Below are 23749 nucleotides of genomic sequence, written 5' to 3' on the forward strand. Positions count from 1 at the left end.
ATGGGACACCATTCCACGCGGGCGCGGTGACCGGAACGGGGCGGACGCCCGGCGGCGACGGGCCGGTGGGGCGAGTGGAACGCGGGTGTCAGCAGGGGGTCGTACTCTTGTGGAAACCCGGCCCGTCGCACGTGCCGGGCTGCTCGCGTTGTTCGCCTCACCGGGACGGAAAGCCTTATCTCATGAGCCTGACTGGTCTGCTCGACGCCGTCGCACAGGATCCGGCGCTCGCCGAAGCGGTGCGGGCAGCGGCCGACGGCAACCGTCCCCGGGTGGACCTGGTGGGTCCGCCGGCCGCCCGCCCCTTCTCGATCGCCGCCCTCGCGCGGCGGGCCGGCCGTACGGTCCTGGCCGTGACCGCCACCGGCCGGGAGGCCGAGGACCTGGCCGCCGCGCTGCGCTCGCTGATGCCGGCGGGCGAGGAGAACGCGGTGGTGGAGTACCCGTCCTGGGAGACGCTGCCGCACGAACGGCTCTCGCCGCGCTCGGACACCGTCGGCCGGCGTCTGGCCGTGCTGCGGCGCCTGGCCCACCCCAGCGCGGACGACCCGGCCGCCGGCCCGGTCTCGGTGGTCGTCGCGCCCGTGCGGTCCGTGCTCCAGCCGCAGGTCAAGGGGCTGGGCGAGCTGGAGCCCGTGAGCCTGCGGTCCGGGCAGACGGCTGACCTGGAAGAGATCGTGGACGGGCTGGCGGCCGCCGCCTACGCCCGCGTCGAACTGGTCGAGAAGCGCGGCGAGTTCGCGGTGCGCGGCGGCATCCTGGACGTCTTCCCGCCGACCGAGGAACACCCCCTGCGGGTCGAGTTCTGGGGCGACGACGTCGAGGAGATCCGCTACTTCAAGGTCGCCGACCAGCGGTCCCTGGAGGTGGCCGAGCACGGGCTGTGGGCGCCGCCGTGCCGTGAGCTGCTGCTGACCGCGCAGGTGCGGGCGCGGGCCGCGGACCTCGCGGAGCAGCATCCGGAGCTGGGCGAGCTGCTGGGCAAGATCGCCGAGGGGATCGCCGTCGAGGGTATGGAGTCCCTGGCCCCGGTGCTGGTGGACGACATGGAACTGCTGCTGGACGTGCTGCCGGAGGGCAGCATGACGGTGTTGTGCGACCCGGAGCGGGTACGGACGCGCGCCGCCGACCTGGTGGCCACCTCGCAGGAGTTCCTCCAGGCGTCGTGGGCGGCGAGTGCGGGAGGCGGTAAAGCCCCCATCGATGTCGGTGCCGCTTCCCTCTGGGGCATCGCCGATGTCCGGGACCGGGCGCGTGAGCTGGGCATGATGTGGTGGACGGTCAGCCCGTTCGCCGCCGACGAGGAGCTGGACGAGGACACCCTCAAGCTGGGGATGCACGCCCCGGAGACGTACCGCGGCGACACCCAGCGGGCGCTGGGCGACACCAAGCGGTGGGTCGCCGAGGGCTGGCGGTCGGTGTACGTCACCGAGGGGCACGGCCCCGCCGCCCGTACGGTCGAGGTGCTGGGCGACGAGGGCATCGCGGCCCGCCTGGACCCGGAGCTGGGCGAGCTGTCGCCGTCGGTCGTGCACGTCTCCTGCGGGTGTCTCGACAACGGCTTCGTCGACCCGGGCCTGAAACTGGCGGTGCTGACCGAGACGGACCTCACGGGCCAGAAGGCGGCCAGCAAGGAGCTGGGCCGGATGCCGGCCCGCCGCCGCAAGACCATCGACCCGCTCACCCTCCAGGCGGGCGACTTCATCGTCCACGAACAGCACGGCGTCGGCCGCTACATCGAGATGGTGCAGCGCACGGTCCAGGGCGCCACCCGCGAGTACCTGCTCGTGGAGTACGCGCCCGCCAAGCGCGGCCAGCCCGGCGACCGCCTGTACATCCCCACCGACCAGCTGGAGCAGGTCACCAAGTACGTGGGCGGCGAGGCGCCGACGCTGCACCGCCTCGGCGGCGCCGACTGGACCAAGACCAAGGCGCGCGCCAAGAAGGCCGTCAAGGAGATCGCCGCCGACCTGATCAAGCTGTATTCGGCGCGGATGGCGGCGCCCGGGCACACCTTCGGCCCGGACACCCCCTGGCAGCGCGAGCTGGAGGACGCGTTCCCGTACGCGGAGACGCCCGACCAGCTCACGACGATCGCCGAGGTCAAGGAGGACATGCAGAAGTCCGTCCCGATGGACCGGCTGATCTGCGGCGACGTCGGCTACGGCAAGACCGAGATCGCGGTGCGGGCGGCGTTCAAGGCCATCCAGGACGGCAAGCAGGTCGCGGTGCTGGTGCCCACGACGCTGCTCGTGCAGCAGCACTTCGGCACGTTCACCGAGCGGTACGGCCAGTTCCCCGTCGTCGTCAAGGCGCTCAGCCGCTTCCAGACGGACACCGAGGCCAAGGCCGTCCTCGAAGGGCTCAAGGACGGCTCGGTCGACCTCGTCATCGGCACCCACCGCCTGTTCTCCTCCGAGACCAAGTTCAAGGACCTGGGCCTGGTCATCGTCGACGAGGAGCAGCGCTTCGGCGTCGAGCACAAGGAGCAGCTCAAGAAGCTGCGCGCCAACGTGGACGTCCTGACGATGTCCGCCACGCCCATCCCCCGTACGCTCGAAATGGCGGTGACCGGCATCCGCGAGATGTCGACGATCACCACCCCGCCGGAGGAGCGGCACCCGGTCCTGACGTTCGTCGGCCCCTACGAGCAGAAGCAGATCGGCGCCGCCATCCGGCGGGAACTGCTGCGCGAGGGCCAGGTCTTCTACATCCACAACCGCGTCGAGTCCATCGACCGGGCCGCCGCGCGGCTGCGGGAGATCGTGCCGGAGGCCCGCATCCAGACCGCGCACGGGCAGATGGGCGAATCGCAGCTGGAGCAGGTCGTCGTGGACTTCTGGGAGAAGAAGTTCGACGTGCTGGTCTCCACGACGATCGTCGAGTCGGGCATCGACATCTCCAACGCCAACACCCTCATCGTCGAGCGCGGCGACAACTTCGGCCTGTCCCAGCTGCACCAGCTGCGCGGCCGCGTCGGCCGCGGCCGCGAGCGCGGTTACGCGTACTTCCTCTACCCGCCGGAGAAGCCGCTCACCGAGACCGCGCACGAGCGCCTGGCGACGATCGCGCAGCACACCGAGATGGGCGCGGGCATGTACGTCGCGATGAAGGACCTGGAGATCCGCGGCGCGGGCAACCTCCTGGGCGGCGAGCAGTCCGGGCACATCGCGGGCGTCGGCTTCGACCTGTACGTGCGGATGGTGGGCGAGGCCGTCGCCGACTACCGGGCGTCCCTGGAGGGCGGCGTGGAGGAGGAGCCGCCGCTGGAGGTCAAGATCGAGCTGCCGGTGGACGCGCACGTCCCCCACGACTACGCGCCCGGAGAGCGGCTGCGCCTCCAGGCGTACCGGGCGATCGCCGCCGCGTCCTCGGAGGAGGACATCGCGGCGGTCCGCGAGGAGCTGACCGACCGCTACGGCAAGCTGCCGGAGCCGGTCGAGAACCTGCTGCTCGTCGCCGGGCTGCGGATGCTCGCCCGCTCCTGCGGCGTCACGGACATCACCCTCCAGGGCTCCAACGTGCGCTTCGGCCCGGTCGAGCTGCGCGAGTCGCAGGAGCTGCGCCTCAAGCGCCTGTATCCGCGTACGGTCCTCAAGCCCGCCACCCGGCAGGCCCTGGTGCCGCGCCCGGCCACGGGCAAGATCGGCGGCAAGCCGCTGGTCGGGCGGGAACTGCTGGCGTGGGTGGGCGAGTTCCTGACGTCGATCCTGGGCTCGTAGGAACGCTGTCCTGGGTTCGTGGGAACGCGGTCCTGGCTCGTAGGAACGCGGTCCTGGCTCGTGGGACCTGGCGTGGCGCCGTTTGTGCCGCCTTCTGCCCGATTCAGGCATCTTGGCGGTGACCGGTGGGAGATATCGGTCTATGGTCTGGCTGCCGCGTGAGCCCCGCGCGGCAGCCCTTCCACCGAACTGGACGTTCCCGCCGTGATACGACGCCGCCGTGCCGCCCTGTCCGCCGCCGCCCTGATGACCGCGGCGCTGGTCGCCCTCTCCGGCTGTTCGCCGGAGGCCGACGGCAAGGGCGGCGCGGCGACACCGACCGCGAAGGTCTCCGCCACCGCCTCGCCTTCGCCGTCCGCCTCCCCGTCGGAGAGCGCCACCCCCACCCCCACCCCGACGGCCACGCCCGAGGCCAGTGAGCCGCCCGCGCCGACGCCCGCGGCGGACGGGACCGTCGGAGGCGCGGGCGCGGGTTCCGGTACGGGTTCAGGCTCGGGCGGCTCGGACTCCGAAGGCTCCGGCGGCTCGGGTTCCGGCTCGGGTTCCGGTTCCGGCGATTCGGGGAGCGACGCGTCGGACGGAGTGATCCTCGCGCCGTCCGGCAACCACTACCGCCGCGGCCAGTTCTGCAAGAAGGCCCACCTCGGCCTGACCACGAAGGACGCGCACGGCGCGACGCTCTCCTGCGAGATGCAGAGCGGACGCCCGCACTGGCAGTAGACGTCCGCACTGGCAGTAGCGGTAGCCGCAGCGCCGGGAGCAGCCCTGCGGGCCGCCCGCCGCCCGTGCCGCCTCAGACGATGCGGGCGGCGATCCGGCGGGCGCAGGTGAGGGTGTCGGTGCCGGTGGTGTCGACCTCCATGTCGTAGCGGACGCCCCGGTGGACCAGTTCGGCCTGCGACTCGGCCATGCCGGTCACCCGGTCGCCCCGCGCGGCCTCGCGGGCGGCGGCCGTCGCCGGGGCGCAGCGCACGCCGACCCACAGGACCGACAGGCCCTCCAGCGCGCGGCGCCACGGCTCTTGGGAGGCGCCGCCGCCGAGGAAGACCTCGTCGAGGAGGACGCCGGTGCCCGCGCGGGCGACGGCGGCGACGCCCTGGCGCCAGTCGTCCTGGAGGGCGCGGAAGACCGGCCCGACGGTGATGCTGCCGTCCGGGGCGAGGCCGAGGCCGGGTGCGGTCGCGGACGCCTCCGGGGTGACGAGGGACGGCGGCAGCGCTTCGATGAAGGAGTCGACGCCGAACGTCAGCCAGGGCCGGGGCAGTATCTCCTGGAGCTGCCTGATCAGAGTCGAAGTGCCGGAGCTGGAGCCGCCGTTCAGGACGACGACGTCGGTGCGGGGGTGCGGGGGAGCGGTGGTCATCGGGCCACCGTACGCAGTCAGAGCCGTCCGGTCCGCTCGATTACGACCACGTCGCCGGCGGCGCCGACGATGCCGTAGACGGCCCGTGGGTGGCGCTTGCGGGCGTCGGCCAGGGCTTCTTCGGGTGTGCGTCCTTCGTGCAGTTCCACGGCGATGTAGTCGGGGTCGATGCCCTGGGTGTTCCCTGTCCAGAAGACCCGGGTGCGGTCGGTGAGCCGGGAGATGGGTCGTATGTCGGCTTCGACGGTGGCGCCGTCGGGGATACGTTCCAGCAGGTGTTCCGCCGCCGTCGCGGACGGCGGCTTGCGGTAGGTGGCGGCCTCGGTGAGGCGGGCGAGGGGCAGTGTGGTGGTGAGGGCCAGCGCGGCGGCCAGTACGGCGGCGGGCAGGTGGTGCGCGTACGCACGGACCCAGGGGCGTACGGAGACCAGGGCCCGCGGCAGGGCGTCGGCCAGGGCCAGGAAGACCACCGGCATCAGGACGGCGTTGTAGTGCCAGTCGATGCCCCAGTAGTGCGGCTCGTGGGAGACGAAGCGCCAGCCGAGGGTGGGCAGCGCGGCCAGCAGGAGCGGGGAGCGCAGCGCGAGGAGCCCGGAGGTGGGCAGCAGGAGCCACAGCAGGGTGCGTACGGCGGTGTCCAGCGGGATGCGGGGGGCCGGGCCGCCCTCGCCGCTGAGCTTGTTCCAGTAGTCGTACGAACCGGAGCCGTTGAAGCCGGGGACGATCACGCCCAGGGTGACGGCGGTGGCGGCGAGGCCGAAGGCGACCAGCCCGACGGCGAGCGGCACGGCGCGCCGCGCGCGGATCAGGACCAGCACGCCGACGGCGGCGGCCGTCACCCCCAGGTCCTCCTTGACCAGGACGAGCGGCGCCGCCCAGCACACCGCCGCGGTCCAGCGCCCGCGCAGCACCGCTTCGAGCGCGAAGGCGATCAGCGGCACGGCGAACGCGATCTCGTGGAAGTCGAAGTCGACGGCCTTCTGGAGCCCCCAGGACAGGCCGTACGCCACGCCGACGGCCAGGCCGCGGCCGCGCCCGAGGAGGCGGGTGGCGGCGCGGGTCACCGGCACGGCGGACAGCGCGAAGAGGAATGCCTGCGCGAGCAGGAGGGTCAGGGCGCCGGGGAAGATCCGGTAGAGCGGGGCGAGCAGGGCCAGGACGGGGCTGAAGTGGTCGCCGAGGAGGTTGGTGCCGGGGCCCTTGAGGTCGGCGACGGGTGCCCGCAGGTGCGCGTAGGCCCGTACGGCCTGCTCGAATATCCCGAGGTCCCAGGAGGACGTGGCCATCGCGCGGAACCGCAGGGCGGAGACCGCGGCGAAGACGGCGAAGAGGGCCGCCGCGGTCCAGTAGGGGACGAGGCGGGGGCCGAGCAGGGTGGTGGTCCGGGTGCGGAGCCGGGCGGGCGCCGGCCCGGTGCCGGCGGCGGGCCCGTACGGCGCCTTGCCGCTTGCCGCGGTCGTTGCGGCCGTGTCCATGTGCGCCCTCGCTCTCGCCTTCCGAAAAGATATCCGAGGCCGTCGAACCGGCCGGTATTTGTCGCCTGATTCGAGATGGGATGTCCTCTTGCTCCGGATACGGACCGCACCGTCGCCCCGCGTACGGAACCTGCCCGGTGGCGCCGCCGCCGCTGCCGGACTGGCCGCGCTGCTCGCCCTCACCGGCTGCACGCCGGACGGCGGCAAGGGCGGTGGTACCGGTGGAGACGGCCGCACGGCGCCGCCCGTTCCCGCCGCCGGCGGCACCGCGCTGCACGCCGTCGGGACGCTGGCCGTCAAGGGCCGTGCCCCCAAGACGGGTTACGCCCGCGACCGCTTCGGCACCGCCTGGGCCGACACGGACGGCAACCACTGCGGCACGCGCGACGACATCCTCAAGCGGGACCTGACCGGGGTGCGGTTCACCGACGGGCACTGCAAGGTCGCCTCGGGGACGCTGGCGAAGGACCCGTACACCGGCCAGGCGGTCCAGTACGAACGCGGGCGCAGCAAGGTGGACATAGACCACCTCGTGGCGCTGTCGGACGCGTGGCAGAAGGGGGCGCAGCAGTGGCCGGGCCGCAAGCGGGTCGCGCTCGCGAACGACCCGCTGAACCTGGTCGCCGCCGACGCGTCCGCCAACCGGCAGAAGGGGGACGGCGACGCGGCGACGTGGCTGCCGCCCAACAAGGCGTACCGCTGTGACTACGTGGCGCACCAGGTGGCCGTGAAGAAGAAGTACGGGCTGTGGGTGACGCAGGCGGAGAAGGACGCGATGACCGAGGTGCTGAACGGGTGCCCCACGTTGAAGCTGCCGGCGGGCGGCGGTCCGACGGAGGCGCCGGAGCGGTTCGCGGCGAAGTAGCGGCAGGAAGTACGGCAGGCCGCCGGCCCGGAGCCGCGTGGTGCGGGTGCCGGGCCGGCGGCCTGTGCGTTCGGGGGGGCGGGGGTGTGGGGGTGCGGGCGGTGCCGGCCGGTCAGAGGCCGAGCTGCCAGTGAACGGAGTCGTGGTCGAAGCCGGGGCTGACCTCGACGTCGAGGTCCTTGGCGCCCGCCGGCACGTCGAAGGCGAAGTCGGCGGTGGCGGTCTTCCCGGCGGGCAGCGTGCCGTTGAAACCGGAGCCGACCTTGTCGTCGTAGATCCGCTCGGCGGTCCTGCCGTCCTTGCCGGCCCGCGCGTCCACCATGAGCAGGTCGCCGGCGAAGTCCTTGCCGCCCTTGTTCTCGACCCGCACGGTGACCTTGTAGGACTTGTTGCCCTTCGTGTGGCCGGCGGCGGTCTCGTCGGGGGTGTAGGGGCTCGGCTTGGAGACGGTCACGTTCAGGCCGGTGCCGTACACGGCGGTGTCGCCGCCCTTGTAGTTCTTCGCCGGGCCGCCCTTGCCGGAGCCGTCCTTCGGCTTCGCCTTCGCGTCCTCGACGGACTTGTTGACCTCCTTCACCACGTCGTTGACCGCGGTCACGGTGATCACCAGGCCGACCACCGACAGGACCAGCGCGACGGCGCCGAGGACCGTGCCGGTGACGGCCACGCCCTTGTTGGCGGCCTGGCGGCGCTTGACCCGGCCGAGCCCCACCAGGCCGAAGACCAGGGCCAGCAGGCCGAGGATGCCGGCCAGCCAGAACAGCAGCGGGAGCAGTCCGCTGAGCGCGCCGACGAGGCCGAGGACGAGAGCGGCGACTCCCAGGCCGTTGCGTGCGGCCTGGTGCGGCGGCAGGCCCGTCGGGGGCTGCGGCGCGTGCTGGTGGTGCGTCTGGTGCGACATGGAGATACGGCCCCTTCCGGGCGCTCGGTCGGTGGATCGGTGAATCGGTGAATCGGCGTGCAGCGGTGGATCGGTGAAGCCGAGGTGTCAGCCGTGCCGTGTAGTGCGGGTGTGGTGCGGGTGTAGTGCGGTGGGTCAATAAGAGCACTTGCTGTGAATCGAGTCAACACGGTTCACAGTTCTCATGCCATTCACGCCGTGAAGGCGGCTCTGTCGCGTTCCTGGGTATGCTCGGCGACACAGCAGGTCAGGGGAGCGAACGGACGGGAGCCAGCCAGGTGCCGGAGAACGCATCAGCAGCGGGGGACGGGCCGGCGCCCGGCCACGCGACCGAGGTGACCGCCGCCGGCATTGCCCGGCTGGCCGGGGTGGGCCGCGCCGCCGTCAGCAACTGGCGCCGCCGCCACGCCGCTTTCCCCAAGCCCGTCGGCGGCACGGAGACCAGCCCGACCTTCGCCCTCGCCGACGTCGAGCACTGGCTGCGCGCCCAGGGCAAGCTCGCCGAGGTGCCGCCGCGCGAGCGCGTCTGGCAGCAGCTCGTCGGGCACCCGGCGGGCGCCGCCACCGCGCTGCGGCAGGCCGGCGCCGTCCTGCTGTTCGTCCGCGACCGGCCGGCCGCCTGGCGGCAGTTGCAGCACGCCGCCAACGACATCGAGCTGGCCGGCATGCTGCCCCCCGCCCTCGAATCCGTTCTCACCGCTCACCTCGGCCGCCACCACCCCGTGACCGGCCTGACCCGCGAAGCGCTCCTGCCGTCCGCCGCCCTCCTGCGGGCCGCCGCCGAACTCGCCGCCGAGGAGGACGGCGCCGCCGAGGAGGACGGCACGGCCGGGGAGAACGGCGCGGCCGCCGCGTACGAGTTCCTGCTCGGCCGCCACCTGGACGCCAACCCCCGGCAGTACACGCTCACCCCGCCGGGACCCGCCGGCCTGATGGCCGCGCTGGCGGGCGAGGCGCGCACCGTCCTCGACCCGGCCTGCGGCACCGGCAGCCTCCTGGACGCGGCCGACGGCGCCCGGGAGCTGTACGGGCAGGAGGCCGACCCGGACCTGACCGCGCTCACCGCGCTGCGCCTGGCGCTGCGCGCGCCCGGCGCGCAGGTGCGCGTGCACGCCGCCGACACCCTCAGGAGCGACGTCTTTCCGCAGCTGGCCGCCGACGCGGCCCTCGTCCACCCGCCGTTCAACGAACGCAACTGGGGCCACGACGAACTGGCCTACGACCCCCGCTGGGAGTACGGCTTCCCGGCCCGTACGGAATCCGAACTGGCCTGGGTGCAGCACGCCCTGGCCCGGCTGCGCGAGGACGGCACCGCCGTCCTGCTGATGCCGCCCGCCGCCGCCTCCCGCCGCTCCGGCCGCCGCATCCGCGCCGACCTGCTGCGCCGCGGCGCCCTGCGCGCCGTCATCGCGCTGCCCGCCGGCGCCGCCCCGCCGCACGGCATCCCGCTGCACCTGTGGGTGCTGCGCAAGCCGGGCGCCGCCTCGCCGCCCTCGCCGCACCTCCTCGTCGTCGACACCGCGGGCCTCGCCGCGGGCGCCCCCGGCCGGGACAAGCCGGACTGGCAGGCCGTACGGGACACCGCCCTGGAGGCGTGGCGCGCCTTCGACCGGGACGGCGGCGTCGAGGAGCGGCCCGGCGTACGGCGGTCGCTGGCCGCCATCGACCTCCTCGACGACGACGTGGACCTGGCCCCGGCCCGGCACCTGCCGCCCCCATCGGCCGCCGGCGGCCTCGCCGAACTGGGCCGGGTACGCGACCGGCTGGCCACCACCCTGGCCCGCACCGCCGAGCTGACCCCGGAGCCGGCCGCCGGGCCGGAGTCCGGGCCTGCGGGCGCCCGGCCGGCCGCGCCCGCGCGCTGGCCGCTGACCACCGTCGGGGAGCTCGCCCGCGCCGGGGCCCTCGTGCTGCGCGCCGGCGGTCCCGGCACCGCGGCCCCGGGCGCCGCGCCCGCCGTCCTCACCGAACACGACGTCGTCGGGGGCACGGCGCCCAGCGGTACGCTCCCCGAAGGGCCCGCCGCTGGACCGGCCGAGGAGCCGGTGCTCGTCGCGGCCGGTGACGTCGTCGTGCCCGTACTGGGGGGCGGTGCCGTGGCCCGCGTCGTCGACGAGGCCACCGCCGGGGCGGCCCTCGGCCGCAACCTCTTCCTCCTGCGCCCCGATCCGGCCGCGCTCGACGCGTGGTTCCTCGCCGGGTTCCTGCGCGGCACCGCCAACAACCGGCAGGCCAGCAGCTACGCCTCCACCGCGACCCGCCTGGACGTGCGCCGTCTCCAGCTGCCGCGGCTGCCCCTGGCCGAGCAACGCCGCTACGGCCGCCGCTTCCGCGAGCTGGCCGCCTTCGAGGAGACGCTGCGCCTCGCGTCCCGCCTGGGCGAGCAGCTCGTGCAGGGCCTCCACGACGGGCTGACGGACGGTTCGGTAACACCCGGCTGATTTCCTACAACCTCGGCGGCATCAGCGGTGTCGTATATACGCTCGATCGCACGAACCCGCAGCATGTCCCCGGCAGCGCGCCGCACCGCCTCGCACCGCGCCGCCGCCGGGCCTTGATCCGTCAGGAGCAGTAATGCACGGCCCCGTTACGGCACCGCCGCCGCACCGTCCCCCGCAGCAGAGGACGGTCGTCCTGCTGCGGGTGGTCTTCGTGGCGCTGGCCGTGCTCAGCCTCGGCTTCCTGGCGTGGCTGACGCTGCTGCGCGCCGCGATCGTGCAGCGCAGGCCGCTCGGCTGGTGGGTGCTCGCCGCCGACCTGGCCCTCCTGGTCGTCTCGGTGATCCTGGGCGGGGGCCAGGAGGACGAGAACTCCTGGCAGACGAACACGAGCGTGGCCCTGGTGCTCTTGCAAATGGGCGCGGCTGTCGCGTACTACCTGGTGGTCGATGTCCGCGCGCACCGCGTCTCGCCCGGCTGGCCGGTCTACGGGCCGCCCGGCGCGGTGCCGGGCGGCCCGGCGTACGCGCCCCACCCGCCCCACCCGTACGCCGGCTTCCCGCCCCAGCCGCCCCAGCAGCTGAGCCACCCTCACCCTCAGGGGCACCTGTACGAGCAGCAGCCGCAGCCCGCCCCGTACGGCGGCCAGCCGCAGCGCATCGACCGGGTCCGCGCCGAGCTGGACGAGCTGAGTGACTACCTCCGCAAGGAGGAAGGCCGGTGAACGGACGGGTCGTCGCCGAGCGCTACGAACTCTCCGCGCTGCTCGGCCAGGGCGGCATGGGCCAGGTCTGGATCGCCTACGACCGCCGCCTCGACCGCAGGGTCGGCGTCAAGCTCCTGCGCCCCGACCGGGTCTCCGGCACGCCGGACGCGGAGGAGATGCGCCGCCGCTTCGTCCGCGAGTGCCGGGTCACCGCCCAGGTCGACCACCCCGGACTGGTCACCGTCCACGACGCGGGCAGCGACGGCGACGACCTCTACCTGGTCATGCAGTACGTCGAGGGCGCCGACCTGGCCGACCACCTCGCCGAGCACGACCCGTACCCCTGGCCGTGGGCGGTCAGCGTCGCCGCCCAGCTGTGCGCCGTGCTGGCCTCCGTACACGCCGTGCCGATCGTCCACCGCGACCTCAAGCCGCGGAACGTGATGGTCAAGCCGGACGGCACCCTCACCGTCCTGGACCTCGGCATCGCCGCCGCCCTGGACACCGACACCACCCGCCTCACCCACACCGGCTCGCCCATCGGCAGCCCCGCCTACATGGCGCCCGAGCAGGCGATGGGCGGCACCGTCGGCCCGTACACGGACCTGTACGCGCTCGGTGTGCTGCTGCACGAACTGCTCAGCGGCGAGGTGCCGTTCGCCGGCTCCACGGCCCTGGGCGTGCTGCACCGCCACCTGTACGAGCCGCCGGTCCCGGTGCGCCGCCTGCGCGCCGACGTGCCCGAGCAACTGGAAGCGCTCGTGCTGCGGCTGCTCGGCAAGGACCCGCAGGAGCGCCCGTCCGACGCGCAGGAGGTCTACCAGGCGCTGGTGCCGCTGCTGCCCGTCGCGGACCGGGGGCAGTCCGGTGCCGTCGTGCCGATGGACCCGACCCGGCCGTTCCTGCACCCGCACGCGCCCTGGCCGGTGCGCGCCGCCGCGCCCGCCGTGCCGCCGCAGGCCCCGGCGGCTCCGGCGGCTCCGGCGGCCGAGCCGTACCTCGCGGCCGCCTCCGCACCGGTCGCCTATACCCCTGCCGCCCCTGCCGCCCCTGCCGTCGGTTTCACCTCGTCGGTCCCCGCGGCCCCCGCCGTCCCGCCGCTCCCTCCGGCCATGGACCCGCGGGTCTCCGGAGCGACGTCGGCACCGCGGCCCCCGGCGGCGGGCGGCCCCGACGTCGCCGCGGCCGTGGACGAGGTCAAGCGCCTCCTGGACCAGGGCCGCATCACCCACGCCGTGGACATCCTCGGCGGCATCCTGCCGGCCGCCGCCGCCCGGCACGGCGCGCACTCACCGGTCGTACGGACGCTGCGCAAGCAGTACGCGGCCACCCTCATGGACGACGGCCAGTACCGGCGCGCACTGCCCGAACTGCGTGCGCTGGCGGAAGAGTTCGCGCGCGACTCCGGGCCCGGCGCGGCCGGCCAGTCGCTCCAGTTCCACTACGAGGCCGCGCAGTGCCTGGAACAGATGGGGGAGGTGACGCAGGCGCTGGGGGAGTACCGGGCCCTGCTGCCGCACTTCGAGCGCTACTCGGACGACCCCATGAAGCCGCTGGAGATCCGGCGGTCCATCGGCCACCTGCTGCTCGCCCTCGGCGAGCGCGGCGCCGCCCAGGAAGCGCTGTCCCGCCTCCTGTACGACGCGGAGCGGCTGCAAGGTCCGCACGGCGCCTTCCCCGCGGAGATCCGGCGCACCCTTTACCGGCTCGGCCAGGTATACGGCTGAGCGGGCGGAAAGGCGGGAAAGGGAAGACGGCGGGGGAGAGAAACCGCCTTCCGGGCAACTCGTTGGTCGAATCAGTGGCCTGGACCACGCGGACTCTTTAGCATCAGCATCGATCAACGAGCATCGATCAACGCCAGGTCGGAAAAGCCGCACAGTAGTTGCACCCCGCCAGGAGGCTTGATGTTCCGCCGTAGGACCGCGCTCTCCGTTTCCGCCGCTGCCGCCCTGCTGGCCGCCGCCCCGTTGCTCACCGCCTGCGGCACGGAAGCGCATCCCGGCGCCGCGGCCGTCGTGGACGGGCAGCGGATCACCGTCGCGCAGCTCCAGTCGCGCGTACGGGACGTGCGCGCCGCCCAGGAGAAGTCCCCGCAGGCCGCCCAACTGGTGGAGAACACCGGCAAGCTGGGCCTCGCCACCCTCAACGGCATGATCTTCGACCGGGTGCTGGCGCGGGGCGCCGAGGAGGCCGGGGTCACGGTCTCGCGGCGCGACGTGCAGCAGTGGCGCGCGGCCGCGGAGCGCAGCGCGGGCGGCGCCGACCGGTTGAAGGAGATGTGGCTCCAGCAGGCCATCGCGCCCGGCGAGATCGACACGGTGGTACGCAACCAGCTGCTGCTGGACGGCATCGCCCGGCACATCGGCGCCGACCGCCGCCAGCCGCAGGGGCAGCAGCGGCTCGCCGAGTCGCTGGCCAAGACGTCCCGCACGATGGGCATCGACGTCAACCCGCGCTACGGCACCTGGGACGACCGCCAGGTCATCCTGGGCGAGTCCAAGGAGCCGTGGGTCAAGGACGCGACGGCCGCGGCCCAGCGGCAGACCTGATCCGGCGCAGACCTGATCCGGCGCAGACCTGATCCGGTGCAGACCTGATCCGGCGGCCGGCGCGGCGGGGTGTCGGTGCCGTGCGTTACGTTCGTCGGGTGAACGCTGACGCCACCGACGCCCCCGGCACGCCACAGGACGCGGGAACCGGCCGCCTGGTCCTGCTCACGACCAGCCACCGGGTCGCGCCCGGCCTGCTGTCCTGGAACGCGTGGCAGACGCTGCGCGCCGCCGACCGCGTGCTGTGCGCCGACGACGCCCACCCGCAGCTCCCGTACCTGCGCGAGGCGGGCATCGCGGTCGAGGCGGCCGTCCCCGGCGCCCGCGAGCTGGTGGAGTTCTGCCGCGCCGGTGGCCGTACGGCCGTCGTCATCACCTCCGCCGACGGCGACTCGGAGCTGACCGACGGCCTGGCCAGGATGGCGGGCTCGGGCCGGGAGGCCATGCCGGACCTGGAGCTGCTGCCCGGCTCGTACGACCTGCCGGGCGCCCGGCTGCTCGACCTCGTGCAGGTCATGGACCGCATCCGCCGCCAGTGCCCGTGGAGCGGCGTGCGCACCCACGAGGACCTCGCGAAGTACGGCATCGAGGAGATGTACGAGCTGGTCGAGGCCATCGAGGAGGGCGACCGGGAGGCGCTGCGCGAGGAGCTGGGCGACGTGCTGCTCCAGGTCGTCTTCCACGCCAGGATCGCCCAGGAGGACCCGGACGAGCCGTTCTCCGTGGACGACGTGGCGGGCACCCTCGTGGACAAGCTGATCCGCCGCCATCCGCACATCTTCGGCGAGGAGGCCGCGCACACCCCCGAGGACGTCAAGGCGCACTGGCTGCGCGAGAAGGCGGTCGAGAAGCAGCGCACCTCGGTCACCGAAGGCGTCCCGCTCGGCCAGCCCGCCCTGGCGCTCGCCGGCAAGCTGGCCTCCCGGGCGCGTACGGCCGGCATCGACGCGCTCCCGGCGGGCGACGGCATCGGGTACGAACTGCTGGCCCTCGCCGCGCGGGCCGAGGCGTCCGGCACGGACCCGGAGACCGCGCTGCGCGCCGCCGCCCGCACCTACCGGGACGCGATCCGGTCCGCCGAGGAGGCCGCCTCCGGCGCCGGGGACTGAGCGCCTGCCCGCTTGCCGCGGTCGCGCAGCCGTTCGGCCGTCCAGACCACGGCCACGGCGGCGCTCAGTGCCGCGCCCACGGCGCACACCCCGCCCCAGCCGGCCGCGCCCCACACCGCGGAGGTGAGCGCCGAGCCGACGGCGCCGCCGACGAAGTAGCTGGTCATGTAGGCGGAGTTCAGGCGGTTGCGGGCCTCGGGGCGTACCGCGTAGACCAGGTTCTGGTTGCTGATGTGCACCGCTTGCACCGCCGCGTCCAGCACGATCACCCCGGCCAGCAGGGCCGCCAGCGACCAGGCGCCGCCCGCCCCGCCGGCCGCCAGCAGCGCCCAGGATCCGAGCAGCAGGAAGCCGCCCGCGCCGGTGACCCGGTGGACCAGGCCCCGGTCCGCGAGCCGCCCGGCGACCGAGGCGGACAGCGAACCGGCCGCGCCCACCAGCCCCAGCAGGCCGATCGCCGATTCGGACCACCCGTAGGAGGGGCCGGACATCAAGAAGGCCACCGCCGTCCACAGCACGCTGAACGTGGCGAAGGACAGCGCTCCCAGCGCGGCCCGCCAGCGCAGCACCGGCTCCTGCGCGAACAGTGCGAGGGTGGAGCGGATCAGCGCGGGGTAGCGCAGGCCGGAGTGGGTGTGCAGCACGGGCAGGCGCAGCCGCAGCAGTACCGCCATGACCAGCATCAGGCCGGCGTTGACCCAGTAGACGGTGCGCCAGCCGCCGAGGTCGGCCAGCAGCCCGGCCGCCGTGCGGGCCAGCAGGATGCCGAGGAGCAGGCCGGTCATGACGGTGCCGACCGTGCGGCCGCGCTCGGCCGGCGGCGCGAGGGAGGCCGCGTACGGGACGACGACCTGGGCGGCGACGGAGAACAGGCCGGTGAGGGCGGTGCCGATCAACAGGGCCGTGCCGTTGGGCGCGCTCGCCGTCACGGTCAGGCACAGCGCGGTGGCCGCGCTCAGGCCCACCGCCAGCCGCCGGCGGTTCAGCAGGTCGCCGAGGGGGACGAGCAGCAGCAGCCCGAGGCCGTAGCCGACCTGGGCGACGGTCACCACCAGCGCCGTGGTGGCCGCGCTCATGTGCAGGTCGCGGCCTATGACGTCCAGCAGCGGCTGGGCGAAGTAGTTGCCCGCGACCGACAGGCCGGTCGCCACGGACATGAGCAGCAGCGTGCCGCGCCCCAGCCCGGGCCGCTCCTTCTCCTCGGACACCATCGAGTCCCTCCTGCCCCGCACGCCACCCCGTCGGTGCCGCGGTACCCCCAGCCTCCGCCGCCCCGGTGGATGAGTCCAACGCATACTTGTCATCCCATCGATCGCGATACGCGATCAATGAACGTCGCCGGGCGCTGGCTACGCTCGGCCCATGGAGCTGCAACAGATGCGGTACGTGGTCGCGGTCGCCGAAACCGGCGGCTTCACCCGCGCCGCCGAACGCTGCCACGTGGTGCAGTCCGCGCTCAGCCACCAGATCGCCCGCCTGGAGAAGGAACTCGGCGCCCGGCTCTTCCACCGTACGAGCCGCAGCGTGCGCCTCACCGCCGCCGGCGAGGCGTTCGTCCCGGTCGCCCGGCAGGCGCTGGAGGCCGCCGAGCGGGCCCTCGCCGAGGTGGAGGCGGCGGCCGGCGAGGTGCGCGGCCGGCTCGCGGTAGGGGCGATCTCCACCGTCGCGGCCGTCGACCTCGCCCGGGAGCTGGGCGCCTACCGCGCCCGTTACCCGCAGGTACGCATCAGCTTGCGCATGGAGATGAGCGAGCAGCTGATCGAACAGGTCCGGCAGGGCACGCTGGACGTCGCCTTCATCGGCCTGGTGCCCGGCGCCCGCAGCCAGGGCGTACGGGAGCGGGCGCTGGCCCACGGCGAGCTGGTGGCCGTCGTACCGCCGGACCACCCGCTGGCGGGCCGGGAGTGGACCGACCTGCGGCGGCTGGCGCAGGAGACCTTCGTCGACTTCACGGCCGGGTCGGCGGCGCGCCGCCAGCGGGACGAGGCGTTCCGTGCCGCGGGCCTGACGACCGAGGTGGCGTTCGAGGTGACCACCGTGGAGTTCCTGGCCAAGCTGGTCCGCGCCGGGCTCGGCATCGGCATGGTGCCGCAGGCGTTCGCCGCCGAACTGACCGGCCTGAGCGTGCTGCGCGTCCCCAACGCGCCCGCCCGCGTCGAACGCGTCGTCTGGAGCGCCAGGGGCCCGTCCCCGGCGGCCGCCGCCTTCCTGGACGCGCTGGGCGTCGACCCCGCCGAGCCCGGCCCGGGACCCGCCGTCCGGGGGTAACCGGAACGCCCGCGCATCGTCGCCGCCGACCCGGGTACCCGGGTCGGATGACAGCATCGATCGCTTCGACCACACCGGCTTCGGACGTCGCGTCCGTCCAGCAGGCCGTGTCCTTCACGCGGGACATGGTCGTGGGCACCGGACCGCTGATCGCCGGGATCGTCATCGTCGCGGGGCTGATCCTCGCCGTGGTCTACGGGCGGCGCCGCCGGGACCGCGAGCCCGCCCCGCCCGAACCGGAGACCCAGCCGACACCGCCCAAGAACCCGACCGGGTACGAGAGCGAGCTGCGTGACCCGAACGAGGTGCCGCGCGACGGCGACCACCGGCTGACGCCCCACGAACTGCCCGACTACGGCAACGCCCCCACCCGCCACGGCGAGGACCAGAACCGGGAGCGCAGCCGCTGGCAGGACGGGCACAGCGGCTCGTTCGGCGGCGGATAGCGCACGGGCGGACCGCGGAGGGACCACGGACGGCAGCGGATACCGTCGAAGGGTGCACCAGCAGACCCCGCCCCCCGCGCCCGCCGCCTGCCCCGAACTGTTCACGTGGGAGTTCGCCTCCGACCCGTACCCCGCGTACGCCTGGCTGCGCGAGCACGCGCCGGTGCACCGCACCGAGCTGCCCAGCGGCGTCGAGGCATGGCTGGTGACGCGGTACGCGGACGCCCGGCAGGCGCTCGCCGACACCCGGCTGTCGAAGAACCCGGTGCACCACAGCGAGGCCGCGCACGGCAAGGGCAAGGTCGGCATCCCGGGCGAGCGCGGCGCGAACCTGATGACCCACCTGCTCAACATCGACCCGCCGGACCACACCCGGCTGCGCCGGCTGGTCTCCAAGGCGTTCACCCCCCGCCGCATCGCGCGGTTCGCGCCCCGCGTACAGGAACTGACCGACGCGTTCATCGACTCCTTCGCGGAGCGCGGCGAGGCCGACCTCATCCACGAGTTCGCCTTCCCCCTCCCCATCTACGCCATCTGCGACCTGCTCGGCGTCCCGCCCGAGGACCAGGACGACTTCCGCGACTGGGCCGGGATGATGATCCGGCACGGCAAGGGCCCGCGCGGCGGCGTCGCCAGGTCCGTGAAGAAGATGCGCGGCTACCTCGCCGAACTGATCCACCGCAAGCGCGAGACGCTCGGCGACGAGGGCGCCGACGACCTGATCTCCGGCCTGATCCGCGCCTCCGACCACGGCGAGCACCTGACGGAGAACGAGGCGGCGGCGATGGCCTTCATCCTGCTCTTCGCCGGATTCGAGACCACCGTCAACCTCATCGGCAACGGCGTGTACCAACTGCTGCGCCACCCCGGACAGCGGGAGCTGCTCCAGAAGGCCGCAGCCGAGGGCGACGAAGAGCTGCTCGCCACCGGCGTGGAGGAACTGCTGCGCTACGACGGCCCGGTCGAGCTGGCCACCTGGCGCTTCGCCACCGAGGACCTCGCCATCGGCGGGCAGCGGATCGCCGCGGGCGACCCGGTCCTGGTCGTGCTGGCCGCCGCCGACCGCGACCCGGAGCGCTTCTCCGGGCCCGACGTCCTGGACCTGTCCCGCCGCGACAACCAGCACCTCGGGTACGGCCACGGCATCCACTACTGCCTGGGCGCGCCGCTGGCCCGCCTCGAAGGGCAGACCGCGATAGCGACCCTGCTGACCCGGCTGCCGGACCTCCGGCTTGCCACGGAACCGGATGATTTGCGCTGGCGCGGCGGGCTCATCATGCGCGGCCTGCGGGCCCTGCCGGTGGAGTTCACGCCCGTACGGAAGTGATGCCACGTCAGGCCGTGACCTGAGCGTGATCTCCGCTACACCGGCTTGTGACGGGCGGACGGTCCCGCTACTTTCGACCGATCGAAAGGCCGGGGCGGGTGGCGAGGGGCTGAAAGACCGTGAAACCCGTCGAACCGACGGCTCCGTCCTTGCGAAGACAACTCAACCGCCGCTCGAAAGGCAACCGCATGCGCTCCGGGACCGGCCGACACCGTCGCCCCCGTCAGGCTCCGGCCATCTTCGTCACGGCGGGAGCCGTCGGCGGCGCCCTCGCCATGCCCCTGCTCGCCGCGAGCGACGCGCAGGCCGCCGACGCGGCCACGTGGGACCGCGTCGCCCAGTGCGAGAGCGGCGGCGTCTGGAGCGCCAACTCCGGCAACGGGTTCTACGGCGGCCTCCAGCTGACCCAGGAGATGTGGGACGGCAATGGCGGCTCGTCCTACGCCTCGCGCCCCGACCTGGCCAGCCGCTCGCAGCAGATAGCCGTGGCCGAGTCGATCCTCGCCGCGCGCGGCCCGGACGTGTGGCCGAGCTGCGCGGTCAACGCGGGCCTCAGGAAGGGCGGTCGGGGCCCGGACGTCGACCCGGGCGGCACGCCCACGCCGACGCCCTCCCACTCGTCCCCTTCTTCCCCTTCTTCTCCCTCCTCCCCGTCCGCTCCCGCGACGCCGTCCCCCTCGACCGGTTCCGGCACGCCGACTTCGCCGGCCGGGCCCCCGGCGAAGACCCCGGAGCCGAAGCCGTCGCCGACCGGCACGGGCGGGGGCCAGGACCCGTCCCGTACGCCGGACCCGTCCGGTACGGGCGGCACGCAGGACCCGGCGCGCCCCGCCGACCCGGCAGGCCCGGACGACGGCGCCTCCACCAGTCCTACCGTGCCCTCGGGCCAGGGCAAGCACCGCGGCGACGCGGGAGACGGGCGGGAGCCCGGCAGGGGCACCGGTGGCGCGGGCGACGCGGACCGGTCCGGCGGGGAGCACCCCTCGCGGGGCGGTGACGCGCACCGTACGGACCCGGGTGCGCCGGGCGGCTACACCGTGCGGCCGGGTGACAACCTGTCAGTCATCGCGGCGGACCGCGGAGTCGACGGGGGCTGGCCGGCGCTCTACGAGGCCAACAAAGGTGTCATCGGGGGCGATCCCGACCTTATTCACCCTGGTCAGCGTCTCGACCTCGAACGCTGATCGAGGTATTTCGCACGCAATTGCCCGCTTTGGTGAAAGTGAGACATGGATCTCGTTCGGGACGGCGCCGCCCGTACCGTCCGTTGTTTCCAAACCTGCGACGACCTGCGGAAATGTGATGATCCTGTGATGTCTGGGGGCCAACTGGCCTCAGATGTAGGGGTTTGAACCGGCGGGGTGTTCGTGTTTACCGTCTTCATCGCTCGCCAAAGCGGGCCCTTGGACCACACGCCGAATCCTGCCGGTGGTCGGAGGTCACTCGTCGCGACAGCGCCGAAGGCAGGAGCGGGGGACCCAAGGTAAGTGCCGGCCCCGCCCGTGAAAACGGGTGACCGGCTAGGGGTGAAGCCGCGTGGAGATCACGCGGCCGGGCGACTCACAGCCCGAACCCGACAGCTCACCTCGTAGGCGTCGGTGAGGAAACGAACCATGCTGAACACCAAGGGCAAGCACCGCCGTCCCTCCAAGGCCGTCCGCGCCGTCACCCTGGCGGGCGTCGCCGGTGCTGCTGTGGCCGTCCCGCTGATGGGCGCCACCTCTGCCTCCGCCGCCAACAACTGGGACGCGGTCGCCCAGTGCGAGTCCGGCGGCAACTGGTCGATCAACACGGGCAACGGCTACTACGGTGGCCTGCAGTTCACCAACTCCAGCTGGGCCGCCGCCGGCGGTACCAAGTACGCCCCGCGCGCCGACCTGGCCAGCAAGAGCCAGCAGATCGCCGCGGCCGAGCGCCTGCTCGCCATCCAGGGCCCGGGCGCCTGGACCTGCGCCGGCGGCCACCTGGGCAAGGGCAACTCCAACGCCACGGCCGAGGGCGGCTCGGGCAGCTCCACCAAGTCGCACAAGTCCCACAAGTCCTACTCCGCGCCGCAGCACTCCTCGCGGTCCGAGGCCCGCAAGCAGGGCCAGGACCTGGCCCGCAAGACCCCGGCCCCCCAGAAGTCGACGCCGAAGTCGAACCCCAAGGGCAACTACACCGTCAAGTCCGGTGACACCCTCGCCAAGATCGCCGCTTCCCACGGCACCAACTGGAAGTCGGTCTACGAGAACAACAAGTCCGTCATCGGCGGTAACCCCAACCTGATCTTCCCGGGTCAGAAGCTGGCCGTCTGAGCCTGCCGACCCCTTGAAGGACCCCGGGTGACCGAGTCGCTCCGTACGTACGGCGGTACGTACGGGCCCGGCACCCCGGGGACCGGACGTCCCGGGAAACCGCTCTTCCCGTGAGACAGCCCCGCCACGGCGCGTCGTCCCCCAACGCGCCGCGGCGGGGCTGCTCCGTTTCCCGGCGAGCCGCCCCGGCCGCCCGCCCCGCCCCCCCCACGTGGCGGTTTTCCCGTTCAGCGAACAATGTGCCCGTACATCCCGTGAACAGGGGCTTTGTGGGTGTTTTCGTCCCACGGACCGGGCTGGCGGCAAGCGGAAGCCGCCGGGGCCGTTAGGCTCGTGCTGCAGAACTCCAGACACCCATGAAGGAGACAACGTGCCGTCCATCGACGTCGTCGTAGCTCGCGAGATTCTCGACTCGCGAGGCAATCCCACGGTCGAGGTCGAGGTCGGCCTCGACGACGGCAGCACCGGCCGTGCCGCCGTCCCGTCCGGCGCCTCGACCGGCGCCTTCGAGGCCATCGAGCTGCGCGACGGTGACCCGGCCCGCTACCAGGGCAAGGGCGTGGAGAAGGCCGTCCTCGCGGTCATCGAGCAGATCGGCCCGGAGCTGGTCGGCTACGACGCCACCGAGCAGCGCCTGATCGACCAGGCCATGTTCGACCTGGACGCCACGGACAACAAGGGCTCGCTCGGCGCCAACGCCATCCTGGGCGTCTCCCTCGCCGTCGCGCACGCCGCCTCCGAGGCCAGCGACCTCCCGCTGTTCCGCTACCTCGGCGGCCCGAACGCCCACGTGCTGCCGGTCCCGATGATGAACATCCTGAACGGCGGCTCGCACGCCGACTCGAACGTGGACATCCAGGAGTTCATGATCGCCCCGATCGGCGCGGAGTCCTTCTCCGAGGCCCTGCGCTGGGGCGCCGAGGTCTACCACACCCTCAAGAAGGTCCTCAAGAGCAAGGGCCTGGCCACCGGCCTGGGCGACGAGGGCGGCTTCGCCCCGAACCTCGGCTCCAACCGCGAGGCCCTGGACCTGATCCTCGAAGCGATCAAGGAAGCCGGCTACACCCCCGGCCAGGACATCGCGCTCGCGCTCGACGTCGCCGCCTCCGAGTTCTACAAGGACGGCGTCTACGAGTTCGAGGGCCAGCAGCGCTCCGCCGAGGAGATGACCTCGTACTACGCGGAGCTCGTCGACGCGTACCCGCTGGTCTCCATCGAGGACCCGCTGTTCGAGGACGACTGGGCCGGCTGGAACGTCATCACCGAGCGCCTGGGCGCCAAGGTGCAGCTGGTCGGCGACGACCTGTTCGTCACCAACCCGGAGCGCCTGGCCCGCGGCATCGAGGAGAACTCGGCCAACGCCCTGCTCGTCAAGGTCAACCAGATCGGCTCGCTGACCGAGACCCTGGACGCCGTCGAGCTGGCCCAGCGCAACGGCTTCAAGTGCATGATGTCGCACCGCTCCGGCGAGACCGAGGACGTCACCATCGCCGACCTGGCCGTCGCCACCAACTGCGGCCAGATCAAGACCGGCGCCCCGGCCCGCTCCGAGCGCGTCGCCAAGTACAACCAGCTGCTGCGCATCGAGGAGATCCTCGACGACGCCGCGGTCTACGCCGGCCGCAGCGCCTTCCCCCGGTTCCGCTTCGCGGACCAGTAAGCACGGCAGGGGCTGACCCCGCGGGGCCGCGGTGCGGCCCCGGCAGCCCGAATACGTACGTCCCCGGCGGCGGTCCCGTACCGTTGCCGGGGACGTACGTGGTTCGGGCCGCGCCGGCCCGTGCCCAGGGACCCCAGGGGAGGCGACGTGCCCGCGGAACGGTTCTCCACCGCGACCCGGCTCAAAGCACTCGGCGAACAGGCCGCCGCCCGCGTCCAGCGTGCCCGCCCGCCCCGCCGGGCCCGCCTGACCGGCCGCGCCGCGCTCCTCGCGCTGGTCATGTGCTCGCTGGTCGTCGCCCTCGCCTACCCGACACGCCAGTACATCTCGCAGCGCTCCGAGATCGCCGACCAGCGCCGCCAGGCGCTCGACGCCCAGCGGCGCGCCGACGAACTGCGCGACGAGAAGGCCCGCTGGCAGGACCCCGAGTACGTACGCCAGCAGGCCCGGCTGCACCTGCACTACGTCAAGCCGGGAGAGACCGGCTACATCGTCCGGGACGGCTCCGGCGCCGGCAAGCCGCGCAAGGGCCAGGGCACCGCGGAGCACCCCTGGTACGACACCATGTGGGACGGCCTGGACTCCGCCGACAAGTAGCCTGTGCGGGGCGCGCGAGCGGC

19 protein-coding genes and 1 riboswitch are annotated in these 23749 nt (G+C 73.4%); of the genes, 15 read left to right on the forward strand and 4 right to left on the reverse strand.

Translation table 11 applies throughout. The features are described from left to right. The first annotated feature begins 182 nt into the window (after window positions 1–182). Complete coding sequence (mfd, locus tag ACH4OW_RS30445) at window positions 183–3722, forward strand: transcription-repair coupling factor (RefSeq protein WP_398031014.1); 3540 nt, start codon at window positions 183–185, stop codon at window positions 3720–3722. A 204-nt stretch (window positions 3723–3926) separates the two neighbouring features. Then, window positions 3927–4442, forward strand: a complete 516-nt coding sequence (locus ACH4OW_RS30450) for a hypothetical protein (RefSeq protein WP_360127140.1) — start codon at window positions 3927–3929, stop codon at window positions 4440–4442. Between the two features lie 73 nt (window positions 4443–4515). Here the strand turns inward: ACH4OW_RS30450 and cpt are convergent, their stop codons facing one another. Then, the gene (gene cpt, locus ACH4OW_RS30455) at window positions 4516–5085 is read right to left on the reverse strand and encodes a chloramphenicol phosphotransferase CPT (protein WP_360127137.1); all 570 of its coding nucleotides are present in this window, start codon (window positions 5083–5085) and stop codon (window positions 4516–4518) included. Window positions 5086–5102: 17 nt separating this feature from the next. Further along, on the reverse strand, window positions 5103–6560 hold the full coding sequence (locus ACH4OW_RS30460; RefSeq protein WP_398031016.1) for a DUF2079 domain-containing protein: 1458 nt from the start codon (window positions 6558–6560) through the stop codon (window positions 5103–5105). An 88-nt stretch (window positions 6561–6648) separates the two neighbouring features. Between ACH4OW_RS30460 and ACH4OW_RS30465 the strand changes: the two genes are divergently transcribed. Further along, window positions 6649–7425, forward strand: a complete 777-nt coding sequence (locus tag ACH4OW_RS30465) for an HNH endonuclease family protein (RefSeq protein WP_398031017.1) — start codon at window positions 6649–6651, stop codon at window positions 7423–7425. 112 nt (window positions 7426–7537) lie between these two features. Here ACH4OW_RS30465 and ACH4OW_RS30470 read toward each other — a convergent pair whose 3' ends face one another. Beyond that, window positions 7538–8326 carry a DUF4190 domain-containing protein gene (locus ACH4OW_RS30470; protein ID WP_360127132.1) on the reverse strand — a complete coding sequence of 263 codons (789 nt, stop codon included), beginning with the start codon at window positions 8324–8326 and terminating at the stop codon, window positions 7538–7540. A 227-nt stretch (window positions 8327–8553) separates the two neighbouring features. Here ACH4OW_RS30470 and ACH4OW_RS30475 point away from each other — a divergent pair, with 227 nt between their 5' ends. The 5 genes from ACH4OW_RS30475 (at window position 8554) to ACH4OW_RS30495 (ending at window position 15131) form a co-directional block, all read left to right on the forward strand. After that, a complete protein-coding gene (locus ACH4OW_RS30475; RefSeq protein ID WP_398031018.1) occupies window positions 8554–10767 on the forward strand; it encodes an N-6 DNA methylase in 2214 nt (737 codons plus the stop codon). A gap of 133 nt (window positions 10768–10900) precedes the next feature. Further along, the gene (locus tag ACH4OW_RS30480) at window positions 10901–11488 is read left to right on the forward strand and encodes a hypothetical protein (protein WP_398031020.1); all 588 of its coding nucleotides are present in this window, start codon (window positions 10901–10903) and stop codon (window positions 11486–11488) included. Continuing rightward, a complete protein-coding gene (locus tag ACH4OW_RS30485) occupies window positions 11485–13197 on the forward strand; it encodes a protein kinase (protein ID WP_398031021.1) in 1713 nt (570 codons plus the stop codon). The genes ACH4OW_RS30480 and ACH4OW_RS30485 overlap by 4 nt, the downstream gene beginning before the upstream one ends. Before the next feature lie 180 nt (window positions 13198–13377). After that, window positions 13378–14022 carry a SurA N-terminal domain-containing protein gene (locus ACH4OW_RS30490; protein WP_360127120.1) on the forward strand — a complete coding sequence of 215 codons (645 nt, stop codon included), beginning with the start codon at window positions 13378–13380 and terminating at the stop codon, window positions 14020–14022. 98 nt (window positions 14023–14120) lie between these two features. After that, entirely contained in the window at window positions 14121–15131 is a 1011-nt protein-coding gene (locus ACH4OW_RS30495) for a nucleoside triphosphate pyrophosphohydrolase (protein ID WP_360127117.1), read from the forward strand. Here the strand turns inward: ACH4OW_RS30495 and ACH4OW_RS30500 are convergent. Beyond that, complete coding sequence (locus ACH4OW_RS30500) at window positions 15077–16342, reverse strand: MFS transporter (RefSeq protein ID WP_398031024.1); 1266 nt, start codon at window positions 16340–16342, stop codon at window positions 15077–15079. The genes ACH4OW_RS30495 and ACH4OW_RS30500 overlap by 55 nt on opposite strands. A 151-nt stretch (window positions 16343–16493) precedes the next feature. Here ACH4OW_RS30500 and ACH4OW_RS30505 point away from each other — a divergent pair, with 151 nt between their 5' ends. The 7 genes from ACH4OW_RS30505 (at window position 16494) to ACH4OW_RS30535 (ending at window position 23726) form a co-directional block, all read left to right on the forward strand. Further along, the gene (locus ACH4OW_RS30505; protein ID WP_398031025.1) at window positions 16494–17399 is read left to right on the forward strand and encodes a LysR family transcriptional regulator; all 906 of its coding nucleotides are present in this window, start codon (window positions 16494–16496) and stop codon (window positions 17397–17399) included. Between the two features lie 47 nt (window positions 17400–17446). Then, window positions 17447–17845, forward strand: a complete 399-nt coding sequence (locus ACH4OW_RS30510; protein ID WP_360127108.1) for a DUF6479 family protein — start codon at window positions 17447–17449, stop codon at window positions 17843–17845. A 52-nt stretch (window positions 17846–17897) separates the two neighbouring features. Further along, on the forward strand, window positions 17898–19172 hold the full coding sequence (locus ACH4OW_RS30515; protein ID WP_360127105.1) for a cytochrome P450: 1275 nt from the start codon (window positions 17898–17900) through the stop codon (window positions 19170–19172). 188 nt (window positions 19173–19360) lie between these two features. Next, entirely contained in the window at window positions 19361–20356 is a 996-nt protein-coding gene (locus tag ACH4OW_RS30520) for a transglycosylase family protein (RefSeq protein ID WP_398031027.1), read from the forward strand. 219 nt (window positions 20357–20575) lie between these two features. Continuing rightward, window positions 20576–20782: riboswitch (cyclic di-AMP (ydaO/yuaA leader) on the forward strand. Between the two features lie 3 nt (window positions 20783–20785). Beyond that, the gene (locus ACH4OW_RS30525) at window positions 20786–21469 is read left to right on the forward strand and encodes a transglycosylase family protein (protein WP_398031028.1); all 684 of its coding nucleotides are present in this window, start codon (window positions 20786–20788) and stop codon (window positions 21467–21469) included. 370 nt (window positions 21470–21839) lie between these two features. Continuing rightward, window positions 21840–23129, forward strand: a complete 1290-nt coding sequence (gene eno / locus ACH4OW_RS30530) for a phosphopyruvate hydratase (RefSeq protein ID WP_360127096.1) — start codon at window positions 21840–21842, stop codon at window positions 23127–23129. Between the two features lie 147 nt (window positions 23130–23276). After that, window positions 23277–23726 (forward strand): septum formation initiator family protein, encoded by a 450-nt coding sequence (locus ACH4OW_RS30535; RefSeq protein WP_398031030.1) that lies wholly within the window; start codon window positions 23277–23279, stop codon window positions 23724–23726. Window positions 23727–23749 lie beyond the last annotated feature (23 nt).

Origin of the sequence: Streptomyces sp. NPDC017056 (assembly GCF_044332485.1) — a bacterium.
Lineage (GTDB): Bacteria > Actinomycetota > Actinomycetes > Streptomycetales > Streptomycetaceae > Streptomyces.

What these genes read in the sequence shown, in the direction of transcription:
- ACH4OW_RS30480 (WP_398031020.1), top strand. Translation starts at nt 10,901, where the DNA reads ATGCACGGCCCCGTTACGGCACCGCCGCCGCACCGTCCCCCGCAGCAG.
- ACH4OW_RS30525 (WP_398031028.1), top strand. Translation starts at nt 20,786, where the DNA reads ATGCTGAACACCAAGGGCAAGCACCGCCGTCCCTCCAAGGCCGTCCGC.
- ACH4OW_RS30460 (WP_398031016.1), bottom strand. Translation starts at nt 6,560, where the DNA reads ATGGACACGGCCGCAACGACCGCGGCAAGCGGCAAGGCGCCGTACGGG.
- ACH4OW_RS30490 (WP_360127120.1), top strand. Translation starts at nt 13,378, where the DNA reads ATGTTCCGCCGTAGGACCGCGCTCTCCGTTTCCGCCGCTGCCGCCCTG.
- ACH4OW_RS30505 (WP_398031025.1), top strand. Translation starts at nt 16,494, where the DNA reads ATGGAGCTGCAACAGATGCGGTACGTGGTCGCGGTCGCCGAAACCGGC.
- ACH4OW_RS30520 (WP_398031027.1), top strand. Translation starts at nt 19,361, where the DNA reads ATGCGCTCCGGGACCGGCCGACACCGTCGCCCCCGTCAGGCTCCGGCC.
- ACH4OW_RS30475 (WP_398031018.1), top strand. Translation starts at nt 8,554, where the DNA reads ATGCTCGGCGACACAGCAGGTCAGGGGAGCGAACGGACGGGAGCCAGC.
- ACH4OW_RS30500 (WP_398031024.1), bottom strand. Translation starts at nt 16,342, where the DNA reads ATGGTGTCCGAGGAGAAGGAGCGGCCCGGGCTGGGGCGCGGCACGCTG.
- ACH4OW_RS30470 (WP_360127132.1), bottom strand. Translation starts at nt 8,326, where the DNA reads ATGTCGCACCAGACGCACCACCAGCACGCGCCGCAGCCCCCGACGGGC.
- ACH4OW_RS30510 (WP_360127108.1), top strand. Translation starts at nt 17,447, where the DNA reads ATGACAGCATCGATCGCTTCGACCACACCGGCTTCGGACGTCGCGTCC.
- mfd (WP_398031014.1), top strand. Translation starts at nt 183, where the DNA reads ATGAGCCTGACTGGTCTGCTCGACGCCGTCGCACAGGATCCGGCGCTC.
- cpt (WP_360127137.1), bottom strand. Translation starts at nt 5,085, where the DNA reads ATGACCACCGCTCCCCCGCACCCCCGCACCGACGTCGTCGTCCTGAAC.